This is a genomic window from Companilactobacillus bobalius, from assembly GCF_002179915.1.
Classification (GTDB): Bacteria; Bacillota; Bacilli; order Lactobacillales; family Lactobacillaceae; genus Companilactobacillus; species Companilactobacillus bobalius.
This window is the reverse complement of sequence record NZ_MYFM01000008.1, coordinates 114448-135768: the sequence shown is the minus strand read 5'-3', so window position 1 is coordinate 135768 and position 21321 is coordinate 114448. Positions and strand designations below refer to the sequence as shown.

Below are 21321 nucleotides of genomic sequence, written 5' to 3'. Positions count from 1 at the left end.
CTTTAATCTATATGTTGTGGTTCATTATCAATCGCAATCGTAAAACCCTTTTTTGCATCTGCCTGAGTCTCGTTTAAAATTTCTAATAATTTTTGATGCAATTGAGGTTCATGTTTATATTTTACAATAATTTGATAATAATATTTGTTTTGTTTACGTGAAATCATCGTTGGACTAGGTCCTAATAAGATAGCATCCTTTGATAACGACGTTTCTAGCTGTTTTTTGAGCCAATAACTTTGTTTTAAAGTTTGTCCTTCATCTTTGTTCGCGACACTGATTAGAGTCGTAAAGTAATATGGCGTGTAGTTAGATTGATGTCTGATGTACATCTCTTGTTTAAAGAAAGTTTCATAATCCTGCTCAGCTGCATCTTTAATTGCATAATGATCTGGATTAAAAGTTTGAATCACGACATGACCAGTTTTATCGGCTCGACCTGCACGACCACTAACTTGGGTTAATAATTGGAAAGTTCGTTCACTAGCCCTAAAATCAGCCAAGCTCAATGTTGTATCAGCATTGATTACCCCAACTAAAGTGACATCGGGAAAATCTAATCCTTTGGCAATCATCTGTGTTCCCAGTAATATATCAGCCTGATGTTGGCCAAATTTTTGCAAAATCTTGGCGTGTGAACCCTTACGACGTGTGGTATCAACATCCATTCTTAAAACACGTGCTTCGGGAAATAGTGTATTTAATTGTTGTTCAATATTTTGGGTTCCAGTTCCATAGAAGCCGATTTTCTTACTTTTACAATTAGGGCAATATTTTGGTACAGGTTCTTCATGTCCGCAATAATGACATTTCATCTTACCTAGATCTTTATGATATGTCAGTGAAACATCACAATTAGGACATTTCAAAACAAATCCACACTCCCGACACATCATGAAAGAGGAATAACCCCGACGATTCAATAGCACAATTGCTTGTTCATGTCTTTGAAGAGTCGTCTGTAAGCTTTCTTTTAAGGCTGGTGAAAAATCACCTTTAGTTGCGGAATTTTCCGCATCCCTCATATCCACAATTTGTACATGAGGTAAATTTTGATTATTAATTCGTTTTTTCATCCGAATCAGTCTATATACACCTTTTTCAGCCCGTGCACGTGATTCTAACGATGGAGTTGCACTTCCTAAAACAACTGGGCAATGATTCATTTGTGCCCGCCACAAAGCCACATCACGAGCATTATAACGAGGATTATCATCCTGTTTATAACTGGCTTCGTGTTCCTCATCAATAATGATTAAACCAATTTTATTTAACGGTGCAAAGACGGCACTTCTAGCTCCAACAACCACTTTAACATCATGATTTTCAATTCGAGTCCACTCGTCATATCGCTCACCACTCGATAAGCCACTATGTAACACAGCGACTTGATTACCAAAACGTCCAACCACTCGATTGACCATTTGTGGCGTCAAAGAAATTTCTGGTACAAGCATCAAAGCTGTTTTATTCTGTTGCAAAGCTTTCTCAATTGTCTGTAAATAAACTTCGGTCTTACCACTACCCGTGACACCTTCAACTAAAAAAGTTTGTGGCGTTTCGCTTTGAATAGCATCACCGATTTCAGACACTGCGACTTGTTGTTCTTCTGTTAATTTGAGTTTGGTTGTCTTTTCAGGATCTATTCCAACTGGTTTACGTAACTTAGTGACCTCAGTTATTTGTAATAATTGATTCTTTTCAGCTGTCTTAATAGCTGAACGAGAAATTCCAAATTCTTTTTGCAAAACATTCAACTCGACTGGCAGTTCTTCCAAATGATGTGCCAAAAAATCTAATAATTTGATCTGTGATTTAGCATTAGCACGTAATTTACTTTTAGCCTCATGTAATTGAATAACATTTAGACTTGTCGTCACTGCTTGACGTTTAATCTGTAGTGCCTGATTCTCAACAACATATTGAATATCAATCTTATTATTTTGACGTAATTTATTAATTAATCTAATTGTGGCATCATCTAGTTGGTTAGTAATTTCCAATGTTTCCTTACCATCTAAGAGTGTCTGAACCTCTGTATCCTCTTTATCTAAGGGAATAACATATTGCTTATACTTTGCTCTCATGACACTAGGAAGCATTGTTTGTAGACATGAAATTTGAAATGAGTATGTTCGATCGGCCAACCAGTATGATAATTGCAACATCTCATCTGATAAAACCGGCTTCAAATCAATCACTCTTGAAATGGGTTTTAATTTACCTTGAAAGTCACTTGTTGCCTTGACCTGCATAACAAAACCTTGAATTTTTCTTTTTCCACGACCAAAAGGTACTTCAACTCGCATTCCTGGTACAACAACTTCTGCCAAAGAATCAGGTATCAAATATTCAAATGGTCGATTAGTTTGCATAGTAGGTACATCCACAATTATCTCTGCTACTGCCATAAAAACCACCCAATAAATAGATTTTTAAAAAGATTTTTTAAATAAAAAAGCCTCCACTAATTCAACAATCAGTGAAGGAATGGTTTATTTGTCTTCTTCTTTTTTCTCTTCTTCAATCTTTTCAGCTTCTTTTTCAAGAAGAATTGAATTAGGATCAATTTCGATTTTGTCGTCAGCAATCTCTTCAAGTGCACGGCCAACAGTTCTTGGTGATTCATATTTGTTCAATAATTCAATATCACCATTCTCTAATTGGTGAGCACGCTTTGCGGCTAGAACTGCCAATGAGTATCGAGAATCAACTCGATCTAAAAGTTTATCAATTGATGGATAAATAATCATATTATCAATCTCCTATTATCTTTTTGTATTTATCAATTACGCGTGGCACTCTTAAGTGTTCGGCTCTAATTATACCTTCAATTTTTTCGACTGCATTAGGTATTTTATCATTTACGACGGCATAGTCATAGCTTGTCATCATTTCAATTTCCCTTTTAGCCTGAACCATACGTTTGTCAATTGTCTTCTCATCATCTGTACCACGATGAGTAATACGATCTCGTAAACTAGTTAAATCAGGTGGTGTAAGGAAGATAAAGACACCATCAGGCATCTTTTCACGAACCTGCATTGCACCATTCACTTCAATTTCCAACAAGACATCAATCCCAGCATCTAGCTTTTGATTAACGTACTTTAATGGTGTTCCATAGTAATGATCGACATACTTAGCATATTCAAGCATGCCACCATTGTTTATTTCTTCTTCAAATTCTTCATTTGTTCGGAAATAGTAATCGACTCCATCGACCTCTCCAGGACGCATTTGACGAGTAGTCATCGAAACAGAATAATCAAATTTGATTGATGAATTCTTAAGCATAGCTTTTCTAACAGTTCCTTTACCTACTCCAGATGGACCTGATAAAACGATTAACATTCCCCTTGTTGACATAATTAAGTTATCCCTACTATCTATATAATATGGTATCTATCATGCAATAAAATCATTCAATTTTCAAGGTTTTCCGACTTGTCAATATAAAAATTTCCAAAGAAATAAAAAAATAGAGTTGCTCTTTCGAACAAAGGTTCGTATAATAAAGACACAAACAAGTGTTCGGGGGTTTAAAAATGCAAGCAAAACAAGCATACAATCATTTCACTACAAATCTAATCAACCATACCGCTAATTTTATTAATAATAACTTTGATTTTAATATTGAAAGTAATCAGAATCTTCAAATTAAACAAATGCCTTTTATGCAAATAGAACTTTTCGCAGAACAGAGTTTTCAAAGACATTATTCTGTCGTTATTACAATGTTAAACGATGAACAGTTCCAAGGCAAATTTATTTCACAAGTTAATAAAAATAAATATGTATTTAAGATGAATTCAACCTTCTTTAAAATTGCAACGCTCGATCAAATCAAGTCAATCAACCTAGTCTAATCTTTGTTGCTCTCCTTGAGCCAATTCCAACAACTCTTGAGCATGCTTCCTAGTCAAATCAGTTACCTTAGTCCCAGCCAACATTAAAGAAATAGCTTCAATCCTTTGGAGATCGTTAAGTATAGAAACTTTTGTTTCTGTTTTATCCTTAACGGTCTCTTTTTTGATTTCAAATTGAATATCACTCATAGCTGCAACTTGTGGCAAGTGCGTAATACAGAGAACTTGCAAAAATTGTGAAACCTTATAAATTTTATCACCAATGGCCTGTGCAACTCGACCACTGACACCTGTATCAATTTCATCAAAAACAATTGTCTCTACATTCATTTTTTCAGCAATAATAGCTTCAAAAGCTAAAATAACACGAGATAATTCACCACCTGAAGCAACCTTAACCAGCGGTTTATAATCTTCACCGATATTTGTTTTCAAGTTGAATTGAATTTGATCAATTCCTTTAGGTGATAAATTATCATCATCCAATGATTTAAAAGCAACACCAAATTTAGCATTGGGCATATATAAATCTTTTAATTGACGATTGATTGATTTTTCCAAAGCTGTGGCAGTTTTGTGACGTTGCTTAGATAAATCCTTACCTAAATTAAGTAACTTGGTTTGATACTGAGTAATTTCATCTGCCAATTTGGCTTCAGTATCATCATCAATATCAATCTTAGACAATTCATCATGAGCACTCTTACCAAACTCAATAACTTCATCTAAGGTAGGACCATACTTCTTTTTTAAATTATCTAAAGTAATCAAACGTTTTTGAATTTCATCCAAACGATTCTCATCAAAATCAAGATTCTCCAACTGATCAGCAATCATGGCAGCATTGTCCTGTAATTGATAATAGGCTCCGTTGATAGAATCATAGAGTTCCTTATAAGAAGAATCATAGTCCATGATTTCCTCTAAATTATCACGTACATTTCCTAAAGTATCCACGACACCAACATTATTCTCAGATAAGCCTCGATAACTATCTTGAAGAGATGAACTGATTTTTTCAAAGTTAGATAATTGATTTTTCTCATCTTCTAACTTATCATCTTCACCTGCTTGTAATTGAGCACTATCAATATCCTCAATTTGAAACTTAAGCATATCAATTCTTTGCACTAAATTTTGAGAATTTTTTTGAATAGTTCTTAATCGACTACGTTTGGCTTGATATTCTTCAAATAGTTGAGCATATTTCACTAAATCACCTTGAAAGTCGTCATCGGCAAATCGATCCAAAATGTTGATGTGATTATCTTCATCTAATAGCTCTTGTTGTTGATTTTGACCGTGAATCTCAACTAAAAATTTACCAACTTGTCGTAAAACATTTGTTTTCACCAATTCATTGTTGATACGACAAACATTCCGTCCCTTACGGTTGATCTCTCGTTTAATAATAATTTGATTATCATCATGAGCAATTCCATATTCAGCCAGAATAGCAAAAATAGGACTACTTGCTTTTACCTCAAATAGTCCTTGCACATTTAATTGCTCTTGTCCCGTTCTAATAAAATCAATTGACGATCTACTTCCAACTAATAAACCTAAAGCATCAATAATAATTGACTTACCAGCTCCGGTTTCACCAGTTAAAGCAGTCATCCCACTTTTAAAATCAATCTGTAGCTTATTAATAATCGCAAAGTTATTGATTATTAGTTTTTTTAGCATTATCTCACCTATTTATTAAGATTTGCGTAAGCTGCTTCCATCGTATTCTCAACAGAAACATTATCTAAAATTTCACCAGGTTGTTCTTCTTGAGGCTTTTGAATGTGCATCAAGAATTCAATATTACCTTCTCCACCCTTGATAGGTGAATAATCTAAACCAGAAACAATGAATCCAGCCTCTTTAGCAAAATTAGTAATCTTCTCTAAGACCATCTTATGAACTTTGTGATCACGGACAATCCCATGCTTACCAACATTTTCGGGACCAGCTTCAAATTGTGGTTTGATTAAGCAAACTGCATCTGAACCTGGCAAAATGATGTTAAACATTGGTGGCAAAATTAATTCCAGAGAAATAAAGGAAACATCTGTCATTGCAAAACTAGGTAAACCTTCATGAAAATCTTCTGGCTTACTATAGCGGAAATTAACTCGCTCCATAACAACTACACGTTCATCTTTTCTCAGTTTCCAAGCCAATTGATTGTAACCAACATCTAGCGCGTAAACCTTTTGTGCGCCATTTTGTAAAGCTACGTCTGTGAAGCCACCTGTTGATGAACCGATATCCAAACAGATCCGATCGGTCAAATCAATGTCAAAAGACTTCAAAGCTTTTTCAAGCTTGTAGCCACCACGACTGACATATTTGCTATGAGCATTCTTAGCTAGATGGAAAACAGTATCTGGATCAACTTTTTCCCCCGGCTTATCAAAGCGCAAATTGTCTTGATTATAAACTTCCCCAGCCATAACCGAGCGTTTAGCTTGTTCTCTGGATTCAAATAAATTTTGTTCAACTAATAAAACATCAATTCTTTTTTTTGCCAATATGTGTCACCTATTCTTTGAAATAATCTAAGAAGCTTACCAATAAATTCTTGTCAAACTCGTTTTCTTTTAAAACTGCATTCAAAGCATCTTTAACTAAGTCTTTCAACTTAGCTTCTGTTGCTTCTTTGCCAATCAAATTAGGGAAAGTATTCTTATTACTATCCTCACCATCGTCAGCATCATTCAAATCATCTTTCAACTGAAAAGCCAAACCGATATCATTCGCATATTGAACTAAATTCTTCGATAGCTCATGACCGGCACAAAAGGCTCCAGTTGTTACAGCTGCAGTAATTAGATCAGCTGTTTTTTCTCTGTGTAGAGTTGTTAATTCATCTTCAGTTAAAATCTTACTTTCCATGGTGATATCAGTCATTTGACCAGCTACCATTCCCATAGGACCAGCATTATGAGCCAAAATTCTTACAGCAGCCATACGCTTATCGGTACTTAAACTTGATTTAGCAATCCAATAGAAGGCTTGCGTTAACAAACCATCCCCGGCCAAAACGGCAGGACCTACACCAAATTGCTTATGATTCGACAATTTACCACGACGGTAATCACTATCATCCATTTCAGGCAAATCATCATGAATCAACGAATAAGTATGTACTAATTCAATTGCACCAGCAATATCGTAAAATTGTGAAAGCTTGTCTAACTTGATACCGCTAGAATAAGCAACTGCCAAAAAAAGCATTGGACGAACCCTTTTACCACCGGCATCTAACGAATAAAGCATGGCATCTCTTAAAGTAGTTTGTTTTATTTCAGACTTTAATTTGTCATCTAAAAATTTATTAAAATCCGGCAAGACTTGATCGCAAAAATCAGAGAATTCTTTTATTTCCATAATTATTTTTGATCCTTATCTTGATCTTGTTTGATATTAATTTCCTCGCCATCTTTTGTCATGACTTTGGTTACAGTTTCTTCAGCATCACTCAAAGTTTTTTCAAGTTCCTTACTTAAAGTAACACCTGTCTTGAATTTTTCCATTGCCTCTTCTAGAGGAACGTTTCCTGCCTCAAGATTAGTTACAATTGCTTCTAAATCAGCAAGATTTTCTTCAAATGATTTTTTCTTTTCAGCCATTTCCGTCCTCGCTTACTTCTTTGGTTATTAACTTGACGTTACCATTTTTAACTTTTAGGTCAACCTCTTGATCCACTTGATAATCAGTCACATTTTTTAATACTTTACCTGATTTACTAGTAGGAATGGCATAACCACGGCTCAAAGTCTTCAGTGGACTCAACGAATCCAATGTAGCAACCTCACTATTAAATACATTACGGTTTTTATTGATAATTTTATTCACATTATTAATCAAAATTTGATACAACCGATTAACCTGATTGGCGTAACTATAGATTTGATCTCTAGGTGATGCTTGTACCAATCGATTAGCATATTGAATCAATTCTGTTTTTGACCTGCTCAATGAATTAGAGAAATTCTGATGTAATTTATCCTGCAGATAATCAACTTTTTGTAAATACACTTCGTAGATTCGCTCTGGATGTTGCAAAAAGACATTCTGAGACAAAGAATCAACCTTATCCTTGTAATTACCTATAATCTTAGTTTGTGCATTATACAGTCTTGTATTGAGATCTTGCAGATGCAATAAGACATCCCTCAACACAGGTGTGGCCAATTCAGCCGCAGCTGTTGGTGTAGCCGCTCTTAAATCAGCAACTAGATCAGCGATAGTTGTATCAGTTTCATGACCAACTGAACTAATCACAGGAATCTTACTTTGAACAATGGCTTGTGCAACCACTTCCTCATTGAATGGCCATAGATCTTCAATCGATCCACCACCACGCCCAATGATGATAGTGTCGTAGTTGCCATTTTCATTGATTCGTTTCAGTTGCTTAACAATCGTCGGAGCAGCTTCTTGACCTTGAACTTGAGCTGGATACAAAACTATTTGCACAATTGGGTACCTTCGAGCAACGGTTGTCATAATATCATGAATAACCGCACCTGATTGACTGGTTACCACTGCTATTCGTTTAGGAAATTGTGGTATAGGCTTTTTAGGTAAATCAAAGACACCTTGTGCCGCTAGCTTTTTCTTCAATTGCTCAAAAGCTAAGTACAAAGCTCCTAATCCATCGGGTTCCATCGATTCAACATAAATCTGATAAGAACCACTAGGTTCATAAAGTGAAATTCGACCTTTGACAAGAACTTTCATTCCTTCTTCTGGTTGAAATTTAACTTTACTAAAATTTGATTTAAACATGATAGCTGAAATCTTGGCTTTATCATCTTTCAAAGAAAAATATTGATGAGCATTGGGACGTATTCTAAAGTTAGAAATTTCTCCCATCAAATAGACGTGTCCCAAATAAGGGTCCACGTCAAATTTTCTTTTCAGATATTGAGTTAAAGCTGTTACAGTTAAATATTGCTCATTATCCATTTGCCCTGCCTTCGGCTAATTCAATCACTTGATCTACTAATGCAGTAATTGTCATTGGGCCAACCCCACCAGGTACTGGTGTGATCATTGAAACGTGATCTTTAACATCGTCAAAATCAACGTCCCCACAAAGCTTGCCATTCTCATCGCGGTCCATTCCGACATCGATAACAATTGCTTGGTCTTTGACATAATCTTTTTTAATAAATTTAGCTTGTCCAATGGCAACTACTAGCACATCAGCCTTACTTGTTATTTCTTTTAGGTTCTTAGTATGTGAATGCGTGATCGTTACAGTGGCATTACGATCCAACATCAAAGCAGCAGTAGGTTTACCCACAATATTGCTACGTCCAACGATAACAACATCTTTACCATCAAGGTCAACATTGTAATAGTCTAACATCATTAAAATACCGGAAGCTGTGGCTGGTTTTGTTAGTGGTGTACCAATCCATAAGTTTCCAACACTAATTGGTGTAAAACCATCAACATCCTTAGCTGGACTGATAGCTTCAATAACTTTATCTTCATCGATATGATCTGGAACTGGTAATTGAACGATAAATCCATCAATAGCTGGATCATTATTTAATTCATCAATTTTATTTAGCAACTCTTGTTCCGTAACGGTGGCATCGAAATGGATGAGTTGAAAATCAATTCCTAATTTTTCAGCACGACGTTTCTTATTACGAACATAAACTGCACTGGCACTGTTGTCACCAACTAAGATAACAGCTAGACCAGGAGTTACACCCTTTTCTTTCAAAACTTGAACACGCTTTATCATTGTTTCATCTAATGCTGTTGCTACTTTTTTACCTTCTAATAAATTCACACTAATCACCATAAAAAGGCTGGCAAAAAATCACCAGCCTTACCCTTCTACAAAATTAGATAAAATACCATTAACGAAGGACTTTGAGTCCTTGTCACCAAAATCGCCAGCCATTTCAATTGCTTCATCAATAGCTACTTTTCTGGGTACTTCTAAACTATTTTCCATTTCAAATAATCCCACACGTAAAATCGAGCGGTCAATTCTGGATAGACGCTGAACAGTCCACTTATTCTTTAAGTGTTCTGAAATTTCTTTGTCAAGATCATCTTGGTGTTCTACAACACCTGAAACTAGAAACGTCAAATAATCTGGCACTGCCTCTGATGTTAAATCGCATAATTGCATGGTAGAAGAAATAGCATCTTGAGGAGTATCCTGAGTCGTTTCAATAGAAAATAGTGATTGAACTGCGAGTTCTCTGATCTTATGTCTACTTATCACTAGTTTTATTCCTTTTTATCAGTTGTTACACGTTCTATTTCGCCGCTATCTTTTTTAGCGATCAAACCTACAACATGTACGTTAATTTCACTTAAGTCTAAATCGGTCATGAATTCGAGTTGTTCAATGGCTGATTTTTGGATCTCCAAGGATACTTTTGGAATCGATACGCCATATTCCAAATATACATAAACATCCGCAGATATTTGATCGTCATTGAACGACACATCAACGCCCTTACCATGATTGATTCTGCCAAAAAGTGAATCTATTCGACTAGAAATAGTGCCACGCATTTCGTAAACACCTTCAACTTGGTTTGTAGCAATCCCAAGAAGGATCTCAATAACTTGATGTGATATTTCAACATTACCGTTTATTTTTCCACTATCTTGTTGTAGAGAAACATATTTTTGTTCAGCCATAAACTTATCTCCATAATCAGTTATTAATTAGCACGTGAAATGTAAGTACCATCTTGTGTATTGATAGTTAGCATATCACCTTCGTTAACGAAGAATGGTACTTGCACAACTAAGCCTGTTTCCATAGTAGCTGGTTTTGAACCACCAGATTGTGTATCACCCTTAATTGAAGCCTCGGTTTCAACAACCTTAAGATCAACTGTATTAGGTACATCAACACCAAGTGTTTCACCATTATACATAACTACGCTGACTTCCATGTTTTCTTTCAAAAACTTAAGCTCATCTCTAATTTCGTCGCCTGGCAATGAAAGTTGTTCATAAGTTGTAGTATCCATGAAGACGTAGTTGTCACCTTCTGCATATAGATATTGCATCTTTTTGTTTTCGATGTTAGCTTTTTCAACCTTAGCAGTTGATCTGAATGTCATTTCTTGAACGGCACCAGTTCTTAAATTCTTTAACTTTGAACGAACAAAGGCACTACCCTTACCTGGCTTAACATGCTGAAATTCTACAACACGCCAGATACCATCTTTTACTTCGATTGTTAATCCATTTTTAAATTCATTTACTGAAATTGACATTTCTTTCTCCCTTGGTTCCTAAATTTTGCCAATAGAACACTATACATTATCTTACCAATATTTCGGTGTTAATGGCAATAACTCATACTTATTATATAAAAAAAAGAGGAACATTGTCCTCTTTTTTTCTCAATATATTAGTATACTGAAACTTTTCTCTTGTCTCTGCCAAGTCTTTCGAACTTAACAACGCCATCTTTAAGTGCGAACAATGTATCATCATTTCCACGGCCAACATTAGCACCTGGGTGAATCTTTGTTCCACGTTGTCTATAAATAATTGCACCAGCAGTGATAGCTTGACCATCAGCACGCTTTGCACCTAGTCTACGACCAGCTGAGTTACGGCCATTAGTTGTTGATCCACCACCCTTATGGTGAGAGAAAAATTGTAAATTCATCTTAAGCATGAAATTTACCTCCTAATCAAGATCTATATTATTTTTTTGCACTTGAACTTCAATATTTTTAGAATAACTACCTTCAATATCTTTCAATATCCAAAATAAATTATCTAATAATAAGGCAGTGTCATGTGAAACTGCTTTATCGAATTGGCAGCCAAGATGACCACCATTAACTTCATCCATGACGACCTGAGGACTGGCCCCAGTAAGTTTTTCCAGATTGTTGATTGTTCCAATTGTCACTGCTGAAACAGCAGCACAAACCAAATCTTGACCATAAGGTCCCGAATCAGCATGTCCTTTAATTAAAAAGGAATCAATCTGTTCATCTGAATTCTGGTGAAAACTCGCTCTTATCATGATTAAGCCTTGATACTATCGATAAGTACCTTTGTATATGGTTGACGGTGACCTGTCTTTTTGTGTGAATGCTTCTTAGGTTTGTACTTGTAAGTAACAACTTTCTTTTCCTTACCTTGTTTCTCAACCTTACCAGAAACACTAGCGCCTTCAACTACTGGGCTACCAACTTTAACAGTTTTGCCATCAGAAACTAAGATTACATCATCAAATGTAACTGCGTCTCCTTCTTTGACATCAAGCTTTTCAACATAAATTGAAGCATTTTCTTCAACTTTATATTGCTTACCACCAGTTTTAATAATTGCGTACATAAACGTACACTCCCTTCTAAGACTCGCCAACTAGGTGCACTAAGCTTAAACCTAGTTTTGAGCGGTTGTAGATGCAATAGTGATTGCAACTAATAAAATATAGCAAATTTCACATACTTTTTCAACTCTCTGCCACGATTTTTTTCTTCATTTTCCATTTATCACTGAAATAAATATAGCTCAAACCAATAAAACTAAATAAATTGATTAACAAAGAAATTATAGCCAAAACAGTATAGTGAGCATGGACTTCAATAATATTTTTATTTGGATCCGTCTGCAACAGTAATGTTTGACGATTGGAACGAGTGATTTTAGGTTGTTCATTATTAATAGTAACTTTATACCCATCGTACTTTTGAATCGGAATATCCATCGTTACTGATTTAGGATTGTAATATTGCAACCAATATTCATTTCCTTTGGCATTAAACTGCACCTGACTGCTACGACCATCAATCAAGAAATGATTTTTACTATCTGAAGCTTTATCATGATAATTCACAGCCAAATTCTTATAGTCAATTTTTTGAGCAAATTCAATTTTATTATGTGGATGTAATTGATTTGCTTGACTAAATGTTAGATAACCAAAATCGCCAATAGCTAATAGTAGAATCAGCAACTGTAAAATAGCTGGTCCTTCTTGGAAAAGCAATAAAACTACTCGAATTAAAATAATGATAGCAAACAGATCCAGAATCGTTATCATAGCAAACAGCAAACGACTTGTATCAAAAGCTAATCTTGGACGAATAACTAATAAAGTTGCTAAAGCAAAACTCTCCAAAATCATAATTTTATAACTGAAAGAACTCTTTAAGAAAATTATGATCAAAACTAGACCTAATAAAATTGCCAGAATTAAAACAAGATACCAATTATTTTTTGCTAGGAACTCTTGGTTGAGCCAAGACCAGTAATCAAATTGAGGACGCTTCTGTTGCACTATTTTCTCGGACCACTGATTCTCCAATAACGGTCCCCAATAACCAACCGTCAATAGTCCTGTTACTGATCCAGCTTTAATTAAATTCAACAGAGTTTTTCCCCAATATGTCCAATTATGTGAAAGCTTTGAAAAAATCATCAACGGTAATATTGGTAACAAAGTTAGAATAACTGCAACCGCCATATATGGACTTGTCCAGATAATTAACGTCATCCCTAAAGTTAATGTCAACCAATCTTGAAATTTACCATTAAAAATTTGAAATGCTCCATAATAGACCATCGGTAAAAAGATTAAGACTAAATAGTTTTCAATCCTCTGTTCATCAAAAACCAACAAGAAACGATTAAAAGACAATGTATAGATTACGGCAAACAGTAATGCTTCCAAGGTATCGTTAGAAAACTTTTTCATATAGTAATAAGAACTAGTTAAGGTCAGATAGGTAACCAATGCAAAAATAACTACAAAGCCAATAATGACGTTTTGATTTAAAAATAATAATCCTGGCAGTATTGTCAGCCAAGGACTATAAAAATTAATCAGACTGCCCGTATGACCCCAATAATCAAAATTGATTGGTGAAGTAAAAATATTAGACAGACTTTTAATATGCGCAATATTGAAAATCAATTCATTAGTCACTGATGCGTGTTTTAAAAATAGAAATGTATAAAAAATAGTTATTATTAGAAAAATAATTCCAATGATTATTCTTCTCCATGAACGACTCGACATAATTAGCCCCTTAAAAAATGACTTACCAAATAATTATACTAAAAAAGGACTGTGAAGACTCTATTCTTCACAATCCTTTTACAATATTCAGTTTTAATATATTGGCAATGTTGCCATGACTACATGCCCGATGACCAAAAAGAAAAATAGTGTTGCCAAAACTAGTTTACCTCTACTAAGTTTCAATCTTCTGATCAAGCTTGTTATTAGTATAAGAGCAATGATTAGCCCTACACCAATTAAAATCCCCATTAAATTACTAATAATCGCCTGCTGCGTTAAAAATGCTGCAACAACATCAATTAAAATGAAAGCAATTGTAATAACAAATGAAAACTTTCTTTTCAAATCGCCCACCTCTAAAATCCTAAGCACCGCAAAAAGATGCTTAAACTTAAGCACAACATCTATAGTATAAAAGTGAGATATATTAATTGCAATATATTTTTTATGATACAAATTACAATATTTATTTATAACTATAGTTTGTACGATTGCCAAGGCAAATCATTAGGGCTCCGACGGCTTATTACAGAGATACTTTTAAGATCATCTGGATCTAATTCAAGAACCAATCGATCATCATCATAAGCGGGCCATTCAAATTTAATTTCTTCATCGTAAGGTTTGCCATTATTAATAAATTCTTTCAACAAACGAAGCATGTGCAATTGATTCTTACGATAGTCAATTTTCAAATCAGCAGTTGGTGTATTCAAATAGCGTACAATTCCACCATGTTTTCCTTCATCAACTTTGGCATAATTACAATAAACTTCTGCATCACTATTCTTAATCAACAAATCTGCCAATTTCCTTGCAGGTAAAGCATACATTGCGTTGCCTAGCATTTGGATCAATTCCTCTTTAGAGTAATCCTTACCTAATAGTTCTTGTTTCAAGGCTTCAATATTCTCACCAAACAGATCTGGCAAAACATTTTCTTCAATCTGAGTCGAATCCATATCTTCAAAGAATTTCAATTCGTTGCTGCCAGCTGAAATAATCGTTTTAAAATTAGTTCTCTTTACACGTTGAATTAGTTTATCTTGCCAATCAGCAGAAATTAAATCGTCATCGATCACAGGACCAAACCAGTTAGTTGCAAAATGTCCTTGTAAAGCTGTCTTCTGAGCTAACTGTAAACCATCGTCAGTCAAATTGAATAAATCTTTACTTGTTTTAATTTTGTTAGTTCGACAAATATTATCTATTACTTTTTGAGCGGTCTCTAAATCGCGTATAGTCTGTACGCCACCAGAGAACATAATAACTTTCTTAATACGATCCAGCATTTTAGAATTGGATGCCATCAAAGCAGAAATTGATTTTGCTCCAGCAGACAATCCTATCAAATTAATATTATCGACATCGCCACCAAAACTGCGTGCATTATCTATAACCCATTGGATTGCCATTAATTGATCAGATAAGCCGACATTAGTGTCACCACCGTCAACTTTCCCCCAACCAAATAAACCTAATCGATAATTAGGAACAACATGCACTACTTCTTGATGATCCAGCCAGGACATCTGCTTTTGATAATTTCCACCTGTTGTAAATCCTCCGCCATATAATTCAATGACGATCGGATAATGCCCATCGACATCCGGTGTACAAATATCCAAATTCAAACAATTTTCACCAAAATTAATTTTACTATCATTTTGTTCCAAAGCCTCATCTTGCATTGGCTGTGTACCATTATGTACAGCATATTGGAGTTTATTGATTTCTTGTTTACCAAATTTGGCAATCGAAAATTCTTCAGCTCGCTTGAATCTTCGACCGTAACCAAAAGGAATTCCTAGAAAGTCCACATGCTGATGATCAGCGATTCCGTGGAAAGTACCAGTTGTTGTTTTTATAATCTTTTTCATCAAATAAACCCCCAGTGAACAAAATATCGGTTTAGTTAATATTCTAAACTAATAATATTAATGTACAAGAATTTCATGAAACCATTTTTACAAGAAAGTTATATAAATTTATTCATAATTTGCCTTGTTTAGTTAATAAAGCTTGTATATAATTTCAAGGATACGTTTTTAGAGGGAGAGTAATTTATGGTATTAACAGATGCACAAAAACGTGCCAATGAAAAATGGCATAAGAATCATCGTGAACGTGCAAACTATATTGCTATGCGTTCATCCGCAAGAAGTTTTATTCGTAAAAAGTCTACCTTGGAAGACTTAAAAGAACTCCAGGACATCATTGAGGGACGTCGTAAAGAGTTAGCTCAATCCCTAAATAATCAATTTTAAAAATTGTATGCCCTTGCATTTGAAAATTACAAAAATATTTTTCAAAATAAGGCATAAATTTATCTTAATTTTATTTTTTCTGATATAATTTGGCTAAGGACAAAGTTAAAGGAAGCCTTGTCCTATAAGCGTTCTGTCCAGATGCTGATGACATTAAAAGCTGTGATTATTTCGGAGATGAAAATCATGAAATTGATAACATGGATCAAGTCATTATTAAAAGCCGAAAAAAACGAAGCTTCTACTCAAGATAGAGAGGTACTCTCCGAACTTGAAGCTGAAAACAAACCCTTCTTGTTTGGTAAGTAATGTTATTCAGTAAATTATTATTAGGGATGGTTCACTTATTATTAAGTGGACCTTTTATTTTGCTCTTTTTTCGAATATTTAGTCAGAATTTTATTGACATCAAGACATCACTTTCACTATAATAGTACGAGTGATGTCACAGTGGCTCAGTTGGATAGAGCAACGGTCTTCTAAACCGTAGGTCGTGAGTTCGAATCTCACCTGTGACATTTTTTTATACATTAAAAGCTGTTAGGAGTAAAATCCTAATGGCTTTTTTAATATCTATTTACCAAATTAAACGATATTTTGTGATAAAAAAATTCAAATTAATTATTGCAACTCAAATCACTTTTCTCTATAATAGTATAAGTGATGTCACAGTGGCTCAGTTGGATAGAGCAACGGTCTTCTAAACCGTAGGTCGTGAGTTCGAATCTCACCTGTGACATTTTTTTATACGCTAAAAGCCGTTAGGAATAATCCTAGCGGCTTTTTTTATGCTGGAACGACCATTACATCTGTATCGACAATACCAAACTGACGCCGCATTTGGGCCTCAATCTCTTCGCCTAAACGGTAACTGTCTTTCACTTCCATATGAGCATCAACAGCAATAATCACATCCATAGTAACCATATTGCCACTATAATGAGCATTTATATCCTCTACCTTTTTTATCTGAGGATTATTCTCAATAACTTTCCGAAATTGCATTTCGGCTTTCGGATCAAAATAATCAGCCAAATTTAAACTGCTCTCTTTAAAAATCTTGATGCCAGCTACCAAAATAAAAATACCGACAATGATACTGGCCACGCCATCAAGCCATGATATCTTAAATAACAAGGCCCCACCGATCGCTACCATAGTTCCCAAACTGGTCAAAGCATCACTTAAACTATCTTGAGAGGCTGCTGTCAAAGCTGCATTCTGTAGTTTTAAACCAGCAGACCGATTCATCCACCAAACAACTATCATAATTACCATTGCAACACCCGCTCCTAATAGAGTGATTGGTTGAGGTACTTCTTGTAATTTCGGATGCATTAGACTCTTGAATCCACCATAAATAACGTTCAGCGAAATAGCAATCATAACTATTCCGGTAATCAGAGTAAAGACTGTTTCATAATGAAATCGTGTCAGTTGCAATCGTTGACCATTGTTTTGAATATCCTCTGGCAAAGGTTGTCCCATTAAATCGTCATCGTCAATATCTCGAGCAATAAAAATTCCTACTAATAATAAGACAGCTGATATAATTCCAGCTAAATTATTCAAAGCATCAGCACGTAAAGTCTGTGAATGTCCAATCTCTGCCAAATAAAATTCAATTATAGAAATTGCTAAATATGCCCCTACATTAAATAATAAATGATGTTGAGCACTGCGTAATTTATTCAATTCTCGATGTTGAATCTTATGCCATTCTTTCGTTTCTTTTTGAAGATGTTGTTTTTTTTCTTGCATGATAATGCCTCACTGAATAGACCCTTTTACTAAATAATCCTAGCGCTTTAACTTTAAAATCACAAAAAAAGAGCCCCTTCAATATCGAAGAGGCTCTCCCTTTTATCGTTGAGGATAGAATGCAACTTTCGTTGCTCATTTAATATATCATCTATCAACCAGAAATTCTCCATTTTAAAATTCCCGTAAAGAAATTGTATTATTAATTACAAATTCTGTAATAAATGATTCATATTAACTCAAAGCTATGCGCTCAACTTCAATAATTTGTTCATAGCTTCTTCAATTGACTTACCGCATGCAGAAACCCGAGTGTTTTTCTTATCAAATACGGTAAACAACTGATGCTTAGTATCTAAAGTAACTTTATATCTCATATTGCTTACCTCCAATTATTTGAATACTAATTATACACTCCTAAACAAAAAATACAATCAAAACGATTTAATTATTATAACCATACTTATTTTACTTAAAGAATAATTCTTTACATGCATTAGCAATAGCAATCTTAACATGTTCAAATGTTAAGCCACCTTGGATATAAATAATATAAGGTGCACGCATTGGTCCATCACAAGAGAATTCAATACTTGCTCCAGAAACAAAAGTTCCGGCGGCCATAACGACTTTATCCTCATAACCTGACATTTCACTAGGTACAGGCAAAACATTGGAATCGATTGGTGAGAATTTTTGAACCATTTCGGCAAATTTAACCATCTTATCCGGATCGTTAAATTCAATAGTTTGAATCAAATCTGTCCGGTCATCATTCCACTTAGGTGATACATTCAAACCTAATTTTTCAAAAATACCTGCTTCAAAAATGGCACCCTTAATAGCATTACCAGTTACTCTTGGAGCTAGGAAGAAACCTTGGAACATTTCTGACAAACGACCAACTGTAGGACCCTCAGAAGCGCCAATTCCAGGAGCTGTGAGACGATAACTTGCTAATTCAACTAAATCCTTTTTACCAACGATATAGCCACCAACTTTGGCCAAACCACCACCAGCATTCTTGATTAATGAACCAGCCATAATATCAGCACCTACTTCGGTAGGTTCAATTGTTTCGGAAAATTCACCATAGCAATTGTCAACAAAGATAATTGCATCAGAAACAGTCTTAACTTGCTTGATAATTTCAGCAATTTCTTTAACTGTCAAACTCTTACGTACGGAATACCCACGAGATCTTTGAATAGCAATAACTCTAGGATTTTGTTCTTTTATCTTCTTCTTCATCAAATCGAAGTTGACCTTGTCGCCATCCATTTCAACGTAATCGAAACCAATCTTATAATCAATCAATGAACCCTTTTTATTACCAGCAGTTCCAATAACCTCTTGCATAGTGTCATATGGTTCGCCTGTAACATAAAGTAAATTATCTCCTGGACGAAGCATACCAAAGAGTGCTGTTGCCAATGTATGTGTACCTGAAACAAATTGTGGACGTACTAAAGCCGCTTCAGTTTTAAAAACGTCACAATAAACAGCTTCTAATTGGTCACGACCACGATCGTCATCCCCATAACCAGTCGTACCTAGCAAACTACTTTCATCAATACTTTCTTTTCTAAAGGCCTCTAAAACTTTATTTTGATTATCCAAAACTTGCTCATCAATTTCAGCCAACTTTGGAGCAATCATCTCATCAGTCTCTTTGATAACCTCTTTTAATTTATCTGGAAATGCTGCGTTCCATTTAGTCATTGTGCCCTCCTACAAATTTTATGATATTTTTCTCGATTGTTTTTTGATAATTATTATCATCACTAATATTATACCAATCTACATCCATTTGATTGCGGAAATATGTAAATTGTCGCTTGGCAAAATGACGAGAATTCTTTTTAACTTCATCTAGACAACTATCTAAAGGAGTATTTTGTTCAAAATAGGGAAATAGCTCCTTGTAGCCAATAGCGTTCTTTGCCTGGACAAATGTCTCACGATGCTTAAAAACGTACTCAGCCTCATCTAATAGTCCCATTTCTACCATTTTATCAACACGCTGATTAATCCGTTCATATAACTTAGGACGATCATCGGTTAAACCTATTAAATAAAAGTTAGCCCATTTATTACCATTGTTTTGATCTGTTATTGATTTTCCAGTAGTACGAATTACTTCAATTGCTCGTATTAGTCTTCGAGAATTCTCAATATCAATTTTTCGATAAGCAATCGGATCTTCTGACTTCAAAATTGATTGCAACCTACCCACTCCATCATTCTTTTCGATTTCGAGTAACTCTTGACGTACTTTGTCGTCCCCCGTAGAATTTCCACCTAAATTAAGATTATTTATCAACGAACTCAAATAAAAACCTGTTCCGCCAACAACGAATGGAATTTTTCCTTGTTCATTCAAATCTGTAATTATCTTTTTGGCACGTTCTTGAAAATTTTTAACTGTATAACGTTGATCTGGATCACAAATATCAACCAAATGGTGTGGCACGGCTTTTAATTCGGCAGGCGAATCCTTGGCAGTACCAATATCCAAATGACGATATATTTGCATCGAATCACCAGAAATTATTTCACTATGAAACTCTTGAGCTAATTTTAGACCCAACGCACTTTTTCCCACAGCCGTTGGACCGACAATTGCTATAACTTTTTTCAAAAAATTACCCCACTTAATATAGTCTTTTATAGATATTTTAAAGGAAATAAGCCATAATGAGAACTAAAGACAGGAGGAATTATATTATGGCAAAAAATCAAAAACACTTTCGTTTTGTTAAAGGCTTTCTTGTTGGTTCATTAACAACAGCAACAGCCGTTTATGGTGCACTACATGCATTCAAGAAAAAGGTTATCGAACCTGAAAATGAAGAAAACGAACGAGTAGAAGAAAACCGCAGACGTGCTAACCGTAAGAGCCTTCAAGCACACCAAGGTTAATTATTAATTTCAAATAATAAAAAATGCTGTGTCAGAATTTTTTCTGCACAGCATTTTTTTATAGTTTAGTAGTCTTTTTAGTTTGACCTTCCCAATCGGAAAAGCGATCCTCTAACCACTTAACGTCAGTAAAGCCCCATTTTTTTGTTAACTTGATAGCAGCACGAACACAAATATTCTTACTATCTGCATATAAATATACAGGAAGATCTGGTCTCAATTCGCCCTCATTATATTTTAATTGTGTATAAGGAAGACTTCTAGCACCAAGGATATGTTTTGCATCGAATGCATTTTTTTCTCTCAAATCAACAATTTGAGCTTTTCTCATTGTCTTTTCAAAGGTTTTTTGATCAACTGAGCCACCCATTTGTCTGCCTTTATACCAATAATAAAGCCATGAGCCGACCCAATAGATGATAAATCCTATTACAATAACGTACAAAACTGCATTTAATACTTGCAT

General features: G+C 34.8%; 27 protein-coding genes, 2 tRNA genes and 1 other annotated feature. Of the genes, 6 read left to right on the top strand and 23 right to left on the bottom strand.

What is annotated here, in order from left to right; translation table 11 throughout:
* Positions 1-2: 2 nt before the first annotated feature.
* From priA to gmk, 3 genes are all read right to left on the bottom strand, one after another.
* Complete coding sequence (priA, locus tag LKACC16343_RS12455) at positions 3-2411, bottom strand: primosomal protein N' (protein ID WP_056951317.1); 2409 nt, start codon at positions 2409-2411, stop codon at positions 3-5.
* 84 nt (positions 2412-2495) lie between these two features.
* Positions 2496-2753 (bottom strand): DNA-directed RNA polymerase subunit omega, encoded by a 258-nt coding sequence (gene rpoZ / locus LKACC16343_RS12450; RefSeq protein WP_025085468.1) that lies wholly within the window; start codon positions 2751-2753, stop codon positions 2496-2498.
* Between the two features lie 4 nt (positions 2754-2757).
* On the bottom strand, positions 2758-3369 hold the full coding sequence (gmk, locus tag LKACC16343_RS12445; RefSeq protein ID WP_056951319.1) for a guanylate kinase: 612 nt from the start codon (positions 3367-3369) through the stop codon (positions 2758-2760).
* A gap of 179 nt (positions 3370-3548) precedes the next feature.
* Between gmk and LKACC16343_RS12440 the strand changes: the two genes are divergently transcribed.
* A complete protein-coding gene (locus LKACC16343_RS12440) occupies positions 3549-3869 on the top strand; it encodes a hypothetical protein (RefSeq protein WP_056951321.1) in 321 nt (106 codons plus the stop codon).
* On the opposite strand, the gene recN is transcribed toward LKACC16343_RS12440, so the two are convergent.
* The 15 genes from recN to LKACC16343_RS12365 all read right to left on the bottom strand — a co-directional run bounded on the left by recN (position 3861) and on the right by LKACC16343_RS12365 (position 15785).
* Positions 3861-5558 carry a DNA repair protein RecN gene (gene recN / locus LKACC16343_RS12435; RefSeq protein ID WP_056951324.1) on the bottom strand — a complete coding sequence of 566 codons (1698 nt, stop codon included), beginning with the start codon at positions 5556-5558 and terminating at the stop codon, positions 3861-3863. The two genes, LKACC16343_RS12440 and recN, sit on opposite strands and share 9 nt — an antisense overlap.
* 8 nt (positions 5559-5566) lie before the next feature.
* On the bottom strand, positions 5567-6391 hold the full coding sequence (locus LKACC16343_RS12430) for a TlyA family RNA methyltransferase (protein ID WP_056951326.1): 825 nt from the start codon (positions 6389-6391) through the stop codon (positions 5567-5569).
* A gap of 10 nt (positions 6392-6401) precedes the next feature.
* Positions 6402-7250 carry a polyprenyl synthetase family protein gene (locus tag LKACC16343_RS12425; protein ID WP_056951328.1) on the bottom strand — a complete coding sequence of 283 codons (849 nt, stop codon included), beginning with the start codon at positions 7248-7250 and terminating at the stop codon, positions 6402-6404.
* Between the two features lie 2 nt (positions 7251-7252).
* Complete coding sequence (locus LKACC16343_RS12420) at positions 7253-7492, bottom strand: exodeoxyribonuclease VII small subunit (protein ID WP_025085473.1); 240 nt, start codon at positions 7490-7492, stop codon at positions 7253-7255.
* Entirely contained in the window at positions 7485-8834 is a 1350-nt protein-coding gene (gene xseA, locus LKACC16343_RS12415; protein ID WP_056951330.1) for an exodeoxyribonuclease VII large subunit, read from the bottom strand. The genes LKACC16343_RS12420 and xseA overlap by 8 nt, the downstream gene beginning before the upstream one ends.
* Positions 8827-9687 carry a bifunctional 5,10-methylenetetrahydrofolate dehydrogenase/5,10-methenyltetrahydrofolate cyclohydrolase gene (locus LKACC16343_RS12410; protein ID WP_321197791.1) on the bottom strand — a complete coding sequence of 287 codons (861 nt, stop codon included), beginning with the start codon at positions 9685-9687 and terminating at the stop codon, positions 8827-8829. The genes xseA and LKACC16343_RS12410 overlap by 8 nt, the downstream gene beginning before the upstream one ends.
* A gap of 27 nt (positions 9688-9714) precedes the next feature.
* A complete protein-coding gene (gene nusB / locus LKACC16343_RS12405; protein ID WP_054641974.1) occupies positions 9715-10119 on the bottom strand; it encodes a transcription antitermination factor NusB in 405 nt (134 codons plus the stop codon).
* A gap of 5 nt (positions 10120-10124) precedes the next feature.
* On the bottom strand, positions 10125-10544 hold the full coding sequence (locus LKACC16343_RS12400) for an Asp23/Gls24 family envelope stress response protein (protein WP_025085477.1): 420 nt from the start codon (positions 10542-10544) through the stop codon (positions 10125-10127).
* Positions 10545-10567: 23 nt separating this feature from the next.
* Positions 10568-11131, bottom strand: coding sequence for an elongation factor P (gene efp / locus LKACC16343_RS12395; protein WP_054641975.1), 564 nt, complete (start codon positions 11129-11131; stop codon positions 10568-10570).
* 137 nt (positions 11132-11268) lie between these two features.
* A complete protein-coding gene (rpmA, locus tag LKACC16343_RS12390) occupies positions 11269-11541 on the bottom strand; it encodes a 50S ribosomal protein L27 (RefSeq protein ID WP_025085479.1) in 273 nt (90 codons plus the stop codon).
* Between the two features lie 12 nt (positions 11542-11553).
* Positions 11554-11898, bottom strand: a complete 345-nt coding sequence (locus LKACC16343_RS12385; RefSeq protein ID WP_054641976.1) for a ribosomal-processing cysteine protease Prp — start codon at positions 11896-11898, stop codon at positions 11554-11556.
* 2 nt (positions 11899-11900) lie between these two features.
* Entirely contained in the window at positions 11901-12212 is a 312-nt protein-coding gene (gene rplU / locus LKACC16343_RS12380) for a 50S ribosomal protein L21 (RefSeq protein ID WP_025085481.1), read from the bottom strand.
* Positions 12213-12221: 9 nt separating this feature from the next.
* Positions 12222-12289: a sequence feature (ribosomal protein L21 leader region), on the bottom strand.
* 44 nt (positions 12290-12333) lie between these two features.
* The gene (locus tag LKACC16343_RS12375) at positions 12334-13902 is read right to left on the bottom strand and encodes a hypothetical protein (RefSeq protein ID WP_056951332.1); all 1569 of its coding nucleotides are present in this window, start codon (positions 13900-13902) and stop codon (positions 12334-12336) included.
* A 93-nt stretch (positions 13903-13995) separates the two neighbouring features.
* The gene (locus LKACC16343_RS14380) at positions 13996-14250 is read right to left on the bottom strand and encodes a hypothetical protein (protein WP_025085483.1); all 255 of its coding nucleotides are present in this window, start codon (positions 14248-14250) and stop codon (positions 13996-13998) included.
* A gap of 131 nt (positions 14251-14381) precedes the next feature.
* A complete protein-coding gene (locus LKACC16343_RS12365; protein WP_056951336.1) occupies positions 14382-15785 on the bottom strand; it encodes a carboxylesterase family protein in 1404 nt (467 codons plus the stop codon).
* Positions 15786-15971: 186 nt separating this feature from the next.
* Between LKACC16343_RS12365 and LKACC16343_RS12360 the strand changes: the two genes are divergently transcribed.
* The 4 genes from LKACC16343_RS12360 to LKACC16343_RS12350 all read left to right on the top strand — a co-directional run bounded on the left by LKACC16343_RS12360 (position 15972) and on the right by LKACC16343_RS12350 (position 16911).
* The gene (locus LKACC16343_RS12360; protein WP_054641980.1) at positions 15972-16172 is read left to right on the top strand and encodes a hypothetical protein; all 201 of its coding nucleotides are present in this window, start codon (positions 15972-15974) and stop codon (positions 16170-16172) included.
* A 186-nt stretch (positions 16173-16358) separates the two neighbouring features.
* On the top strand, positions 16359-16481 hold the full coding sequence (locus LKACC16343_RS14630) for a hypothetical protein (RefSeq protein WP_256970564.1): 123 nt from the start codon (positions 16359-16361) through the stop codon (positions 16479-16481).
* 135 nt (positions 16482-16616) lie between these two features.
* A tRNA-Arg gene (locus LKACC16343_RS12355) sits at positions 16617-16690 on the top strand.
* A 147-nt stretch (positions 16691-16837) separates the two neighbouring features.
* Positions 16838-16911 (top strand) — tRNA-Arg (locus LKACC16343_RS12350).
* A gap of 47 nt (positions 16912-16958) precedes the next feature.
* Here LKACC16343_RS12350 and LKACC16343_RS12345 read toward each other — a convergent pair.
* The 4 genes from LKACC16343_RS12345 to miaA form a co-directional block, all read right to left on the bottom strand.
* On the bottom strand, positions 16959-17933 hold the full coding sequence (locus LKACC16343_RS12345) for a cation diffusion facilitator family transporter (RefSeq protein ID WP_056951338.1): 975 nt from the start codon (positions 17931-17933) through the stop codon (positions 16959-16961).
* Positions 17934-18178: 245 nt separating this feature from the next.
* The gene (locus tag LKACC16343_RS14625; protein ID WP_256970471.1) at positions 18179-18310 is read right to left on the bottom strand and encodes a hypothetical protein; all 132 of its coding nucleotides are present in this window, start codon (positions 18308-18310) and stop codon (positions 18179-18181) included.
* Between the two features lie 91 nt (positions 18311-18401).
* Positions 18402-19655, bottom strand: coding sequence for a methionine gamma-lyase family protein (locus LKACC16343_RS12340; protein ID WP_056951340.1), 1254 nt, complete (start codon positions 19653-19655; stop codon positions 18402-18404).
* A complete protein-coding gene (gene miaA / locus LKACC16343_RS12335) occupies positions 19648-20574 on the bottom strand; it encodes a tRNA (adenosine(37)-N6)-dimethylallyltransferase MiaA (protein WP_056951342.1) in 927 nt (308 codons plus the stop codon). The genes LKACC16343_RS12340 and miaA overlap by 8 nt, the downstream gene beginning before the upstream one ends.
* Before the next feature lie 86 nt (positions 20575-20660).
* On the opposite strand from miaA, the gene LKACC16343_RS12330 reads away from it, so the two are divergent.
* On the top strand, positions 20661-20855 hold the full coding sequence (locus LKACC16343_RS12330; protein ID WP_025084520.1) for a DUF3042 family protein: 195 nt from the start codon (positions 20661-20663) through the stop codon (positions 20853-20855).
* Positions 20856-20913: 58 nt separating this feature from the next.
* Here LKACC16343_RS12330 and LKACC16343_RS12325 read toward each other — a convergent pair whose 3' ends face one another.
* A complete protein-coding gene (locus LKACC16343_RS12325; RefSeq protein WP_054641982.1) occupies positions 20914-21321 on the bottom strand; it encodes a rhodanese-like domain-containing protein in 408 nt (135 codons plus the stop codon).

Bases quoted from the DNA above. Each gene is read 5' to 3' on its own strand.
- recN (WP_056951324.1), bottom strand. From the start codon at position 5,558: ATGCTAAAAAAACTAATAATCAATAACTTTGCGATTATTAATAAGCTA.
- LKACC16343_RS12425 (WP_056951328.1), bottom strand. From the start codon at position 7,250: ATGGAAATAAAAGAATTCTCTGATTTTTGCGATCAAGTCTTGCCGGAT.
- LKACC16343_RS12410 (WP_321197791.1), bottom strand. From the start codon at position 9,687: ATGGTGATTAGTGTGAATTTATTAGAAGGTAAAAAAGTAGCAACAGCA.
- LKACC16343_RS12345 (WP_056951338.1), bottom strand. From the start codon at position 17,933: ATGCAAGAAAAAAAACAACATCTTCAAAAAGAAACGAAAGAATGGCAT.
- LKACC16343_RS14630 (WP_256970564.1), top strand. From the start codon at position 16,359: ATGAAATTGATAACATGGATCAAGTCATTATTAAAAGCCGAAAAAAAC.
- LKACC16343_RS12365 (WP_056951336.1), bottom strand. From the start codon at position 15,785: ATGAAAAAGATTATAAAAACAACAACTGGTACTTTCCACGGAATCGCT.
- rplU (WP_025085481.1), bottom strand. From the start codon at position 12,212: ATGTACGCAATTATTAAAACTGGTGGTAAGCAATATAAAGTTGAAGAA.
- LKACC16343_RS12420 (WP_025085473.1), bottom strand. From the start codon at position 7,492: ATGGCTGAAAAGAAAAAATCATTTGAAGAAAATCTTGCTGATTTAGAA.
- rpoZ (WP_025085468.1), bottom strand. From the start codon at position 2,753: ATGATTATTTATCCATCAATTGATAAACTTTTAGATCGAGTTGATTCT.
- LKACC16343_RS12385 (WP_054641976.1), bottom strand. From the start codon at position 11,898: ATGATAAGAGCGAGTTTTCACCAGAATTCAGATGAACAGATTGATTCC.
- LKACC16343_RS12440 (WP_056951321.1), top strand. From the start codon at position 3,549: ATGCAAGCAAAACAAGCATACAATCATTTCACTACAAATCTAATCAAC.
- LKACC16343_RS14625 (WP_256970471.1), bottom strand. From the start codon at position 18,310: ATGAGATATAAAGTTACTTTAGATACTAAGCATCAGTTGTTTACCGTA.
- gmk (WP_056951319.1), bottom strand. From the start codon at position 3,369: ATGTCAACAAGGGGAATGTTAATCGTTTTATCAGGTCCATCTGGAGTA.
- LKACC16343_RS12325 (WP_054641982.1), bottom strand. From the start codon at position 21,321: ATGCAAGTATTAAATGCAGTTTTGTACGTTATTGTAATAGGATTTATC.
- LKACC16343_RS12400 (WP_025085477.1), bottom strand. From the start codon at position 10,544: ATGGCTGAACAAAAATATGTTTCTCTACAACAAGATAGTGGAAAAATA.
- efp (WP_054641975.1), bottom strand. From the start codon at position 11,131: ATGTCAATTTCAGTAAATGAATTTAAAAATGGATTAACAATCGAAGTA.
- LKACC16343_RS12330 (WP_025084520.1), top strand. From the start codon at position 20,661: ATGGCAAAAAATCAAAAACACTTTCGTTTTGTTAAAGGCTTTCTTGTT.
- LKACC16343_RS12360 (WP_054641980.1), top strand. From the start codon at position 15,972: ATGGTATTAACAGATGCACAAAAACGTGCCAATGAAAAATGGCATAAG.
- LKACC16343_RS12375 (WP_056951332.1), bottom strand. From the start codon at position 13,902: ATGTCGAGTCGTTCATGGAGAAGAATAATCATTGGAATTATTTTTCTA.
- rpmA (WP_025085479.1), bottom strand. From the start codon at position 11,541: ATGCTTAAGATGAATTTACAATTTTTCTCTCACCATAAGGGTGGTGGA.
- LKACC16343_RS12340 (WP_056951340.1), bottom strand. From the start codon at position 19,655: ATGACTAAATGGAACGCAGCATTTCCAGATAAATTAAAAGAGGTTATC.
- xseA (WP_056951330.1), bottom strand. From the start codon at position 8,834: ATGGATAATGAGCAATATTTAACTGTAACAGCTTTAACTCAATATCTG.
- priA (WP_056951317.1), bottom strand. From the start codon at position 2,411: ATGGCAGTAGCAGAGATAATTGTGGATGTACCTACTATGCAAACTAAT.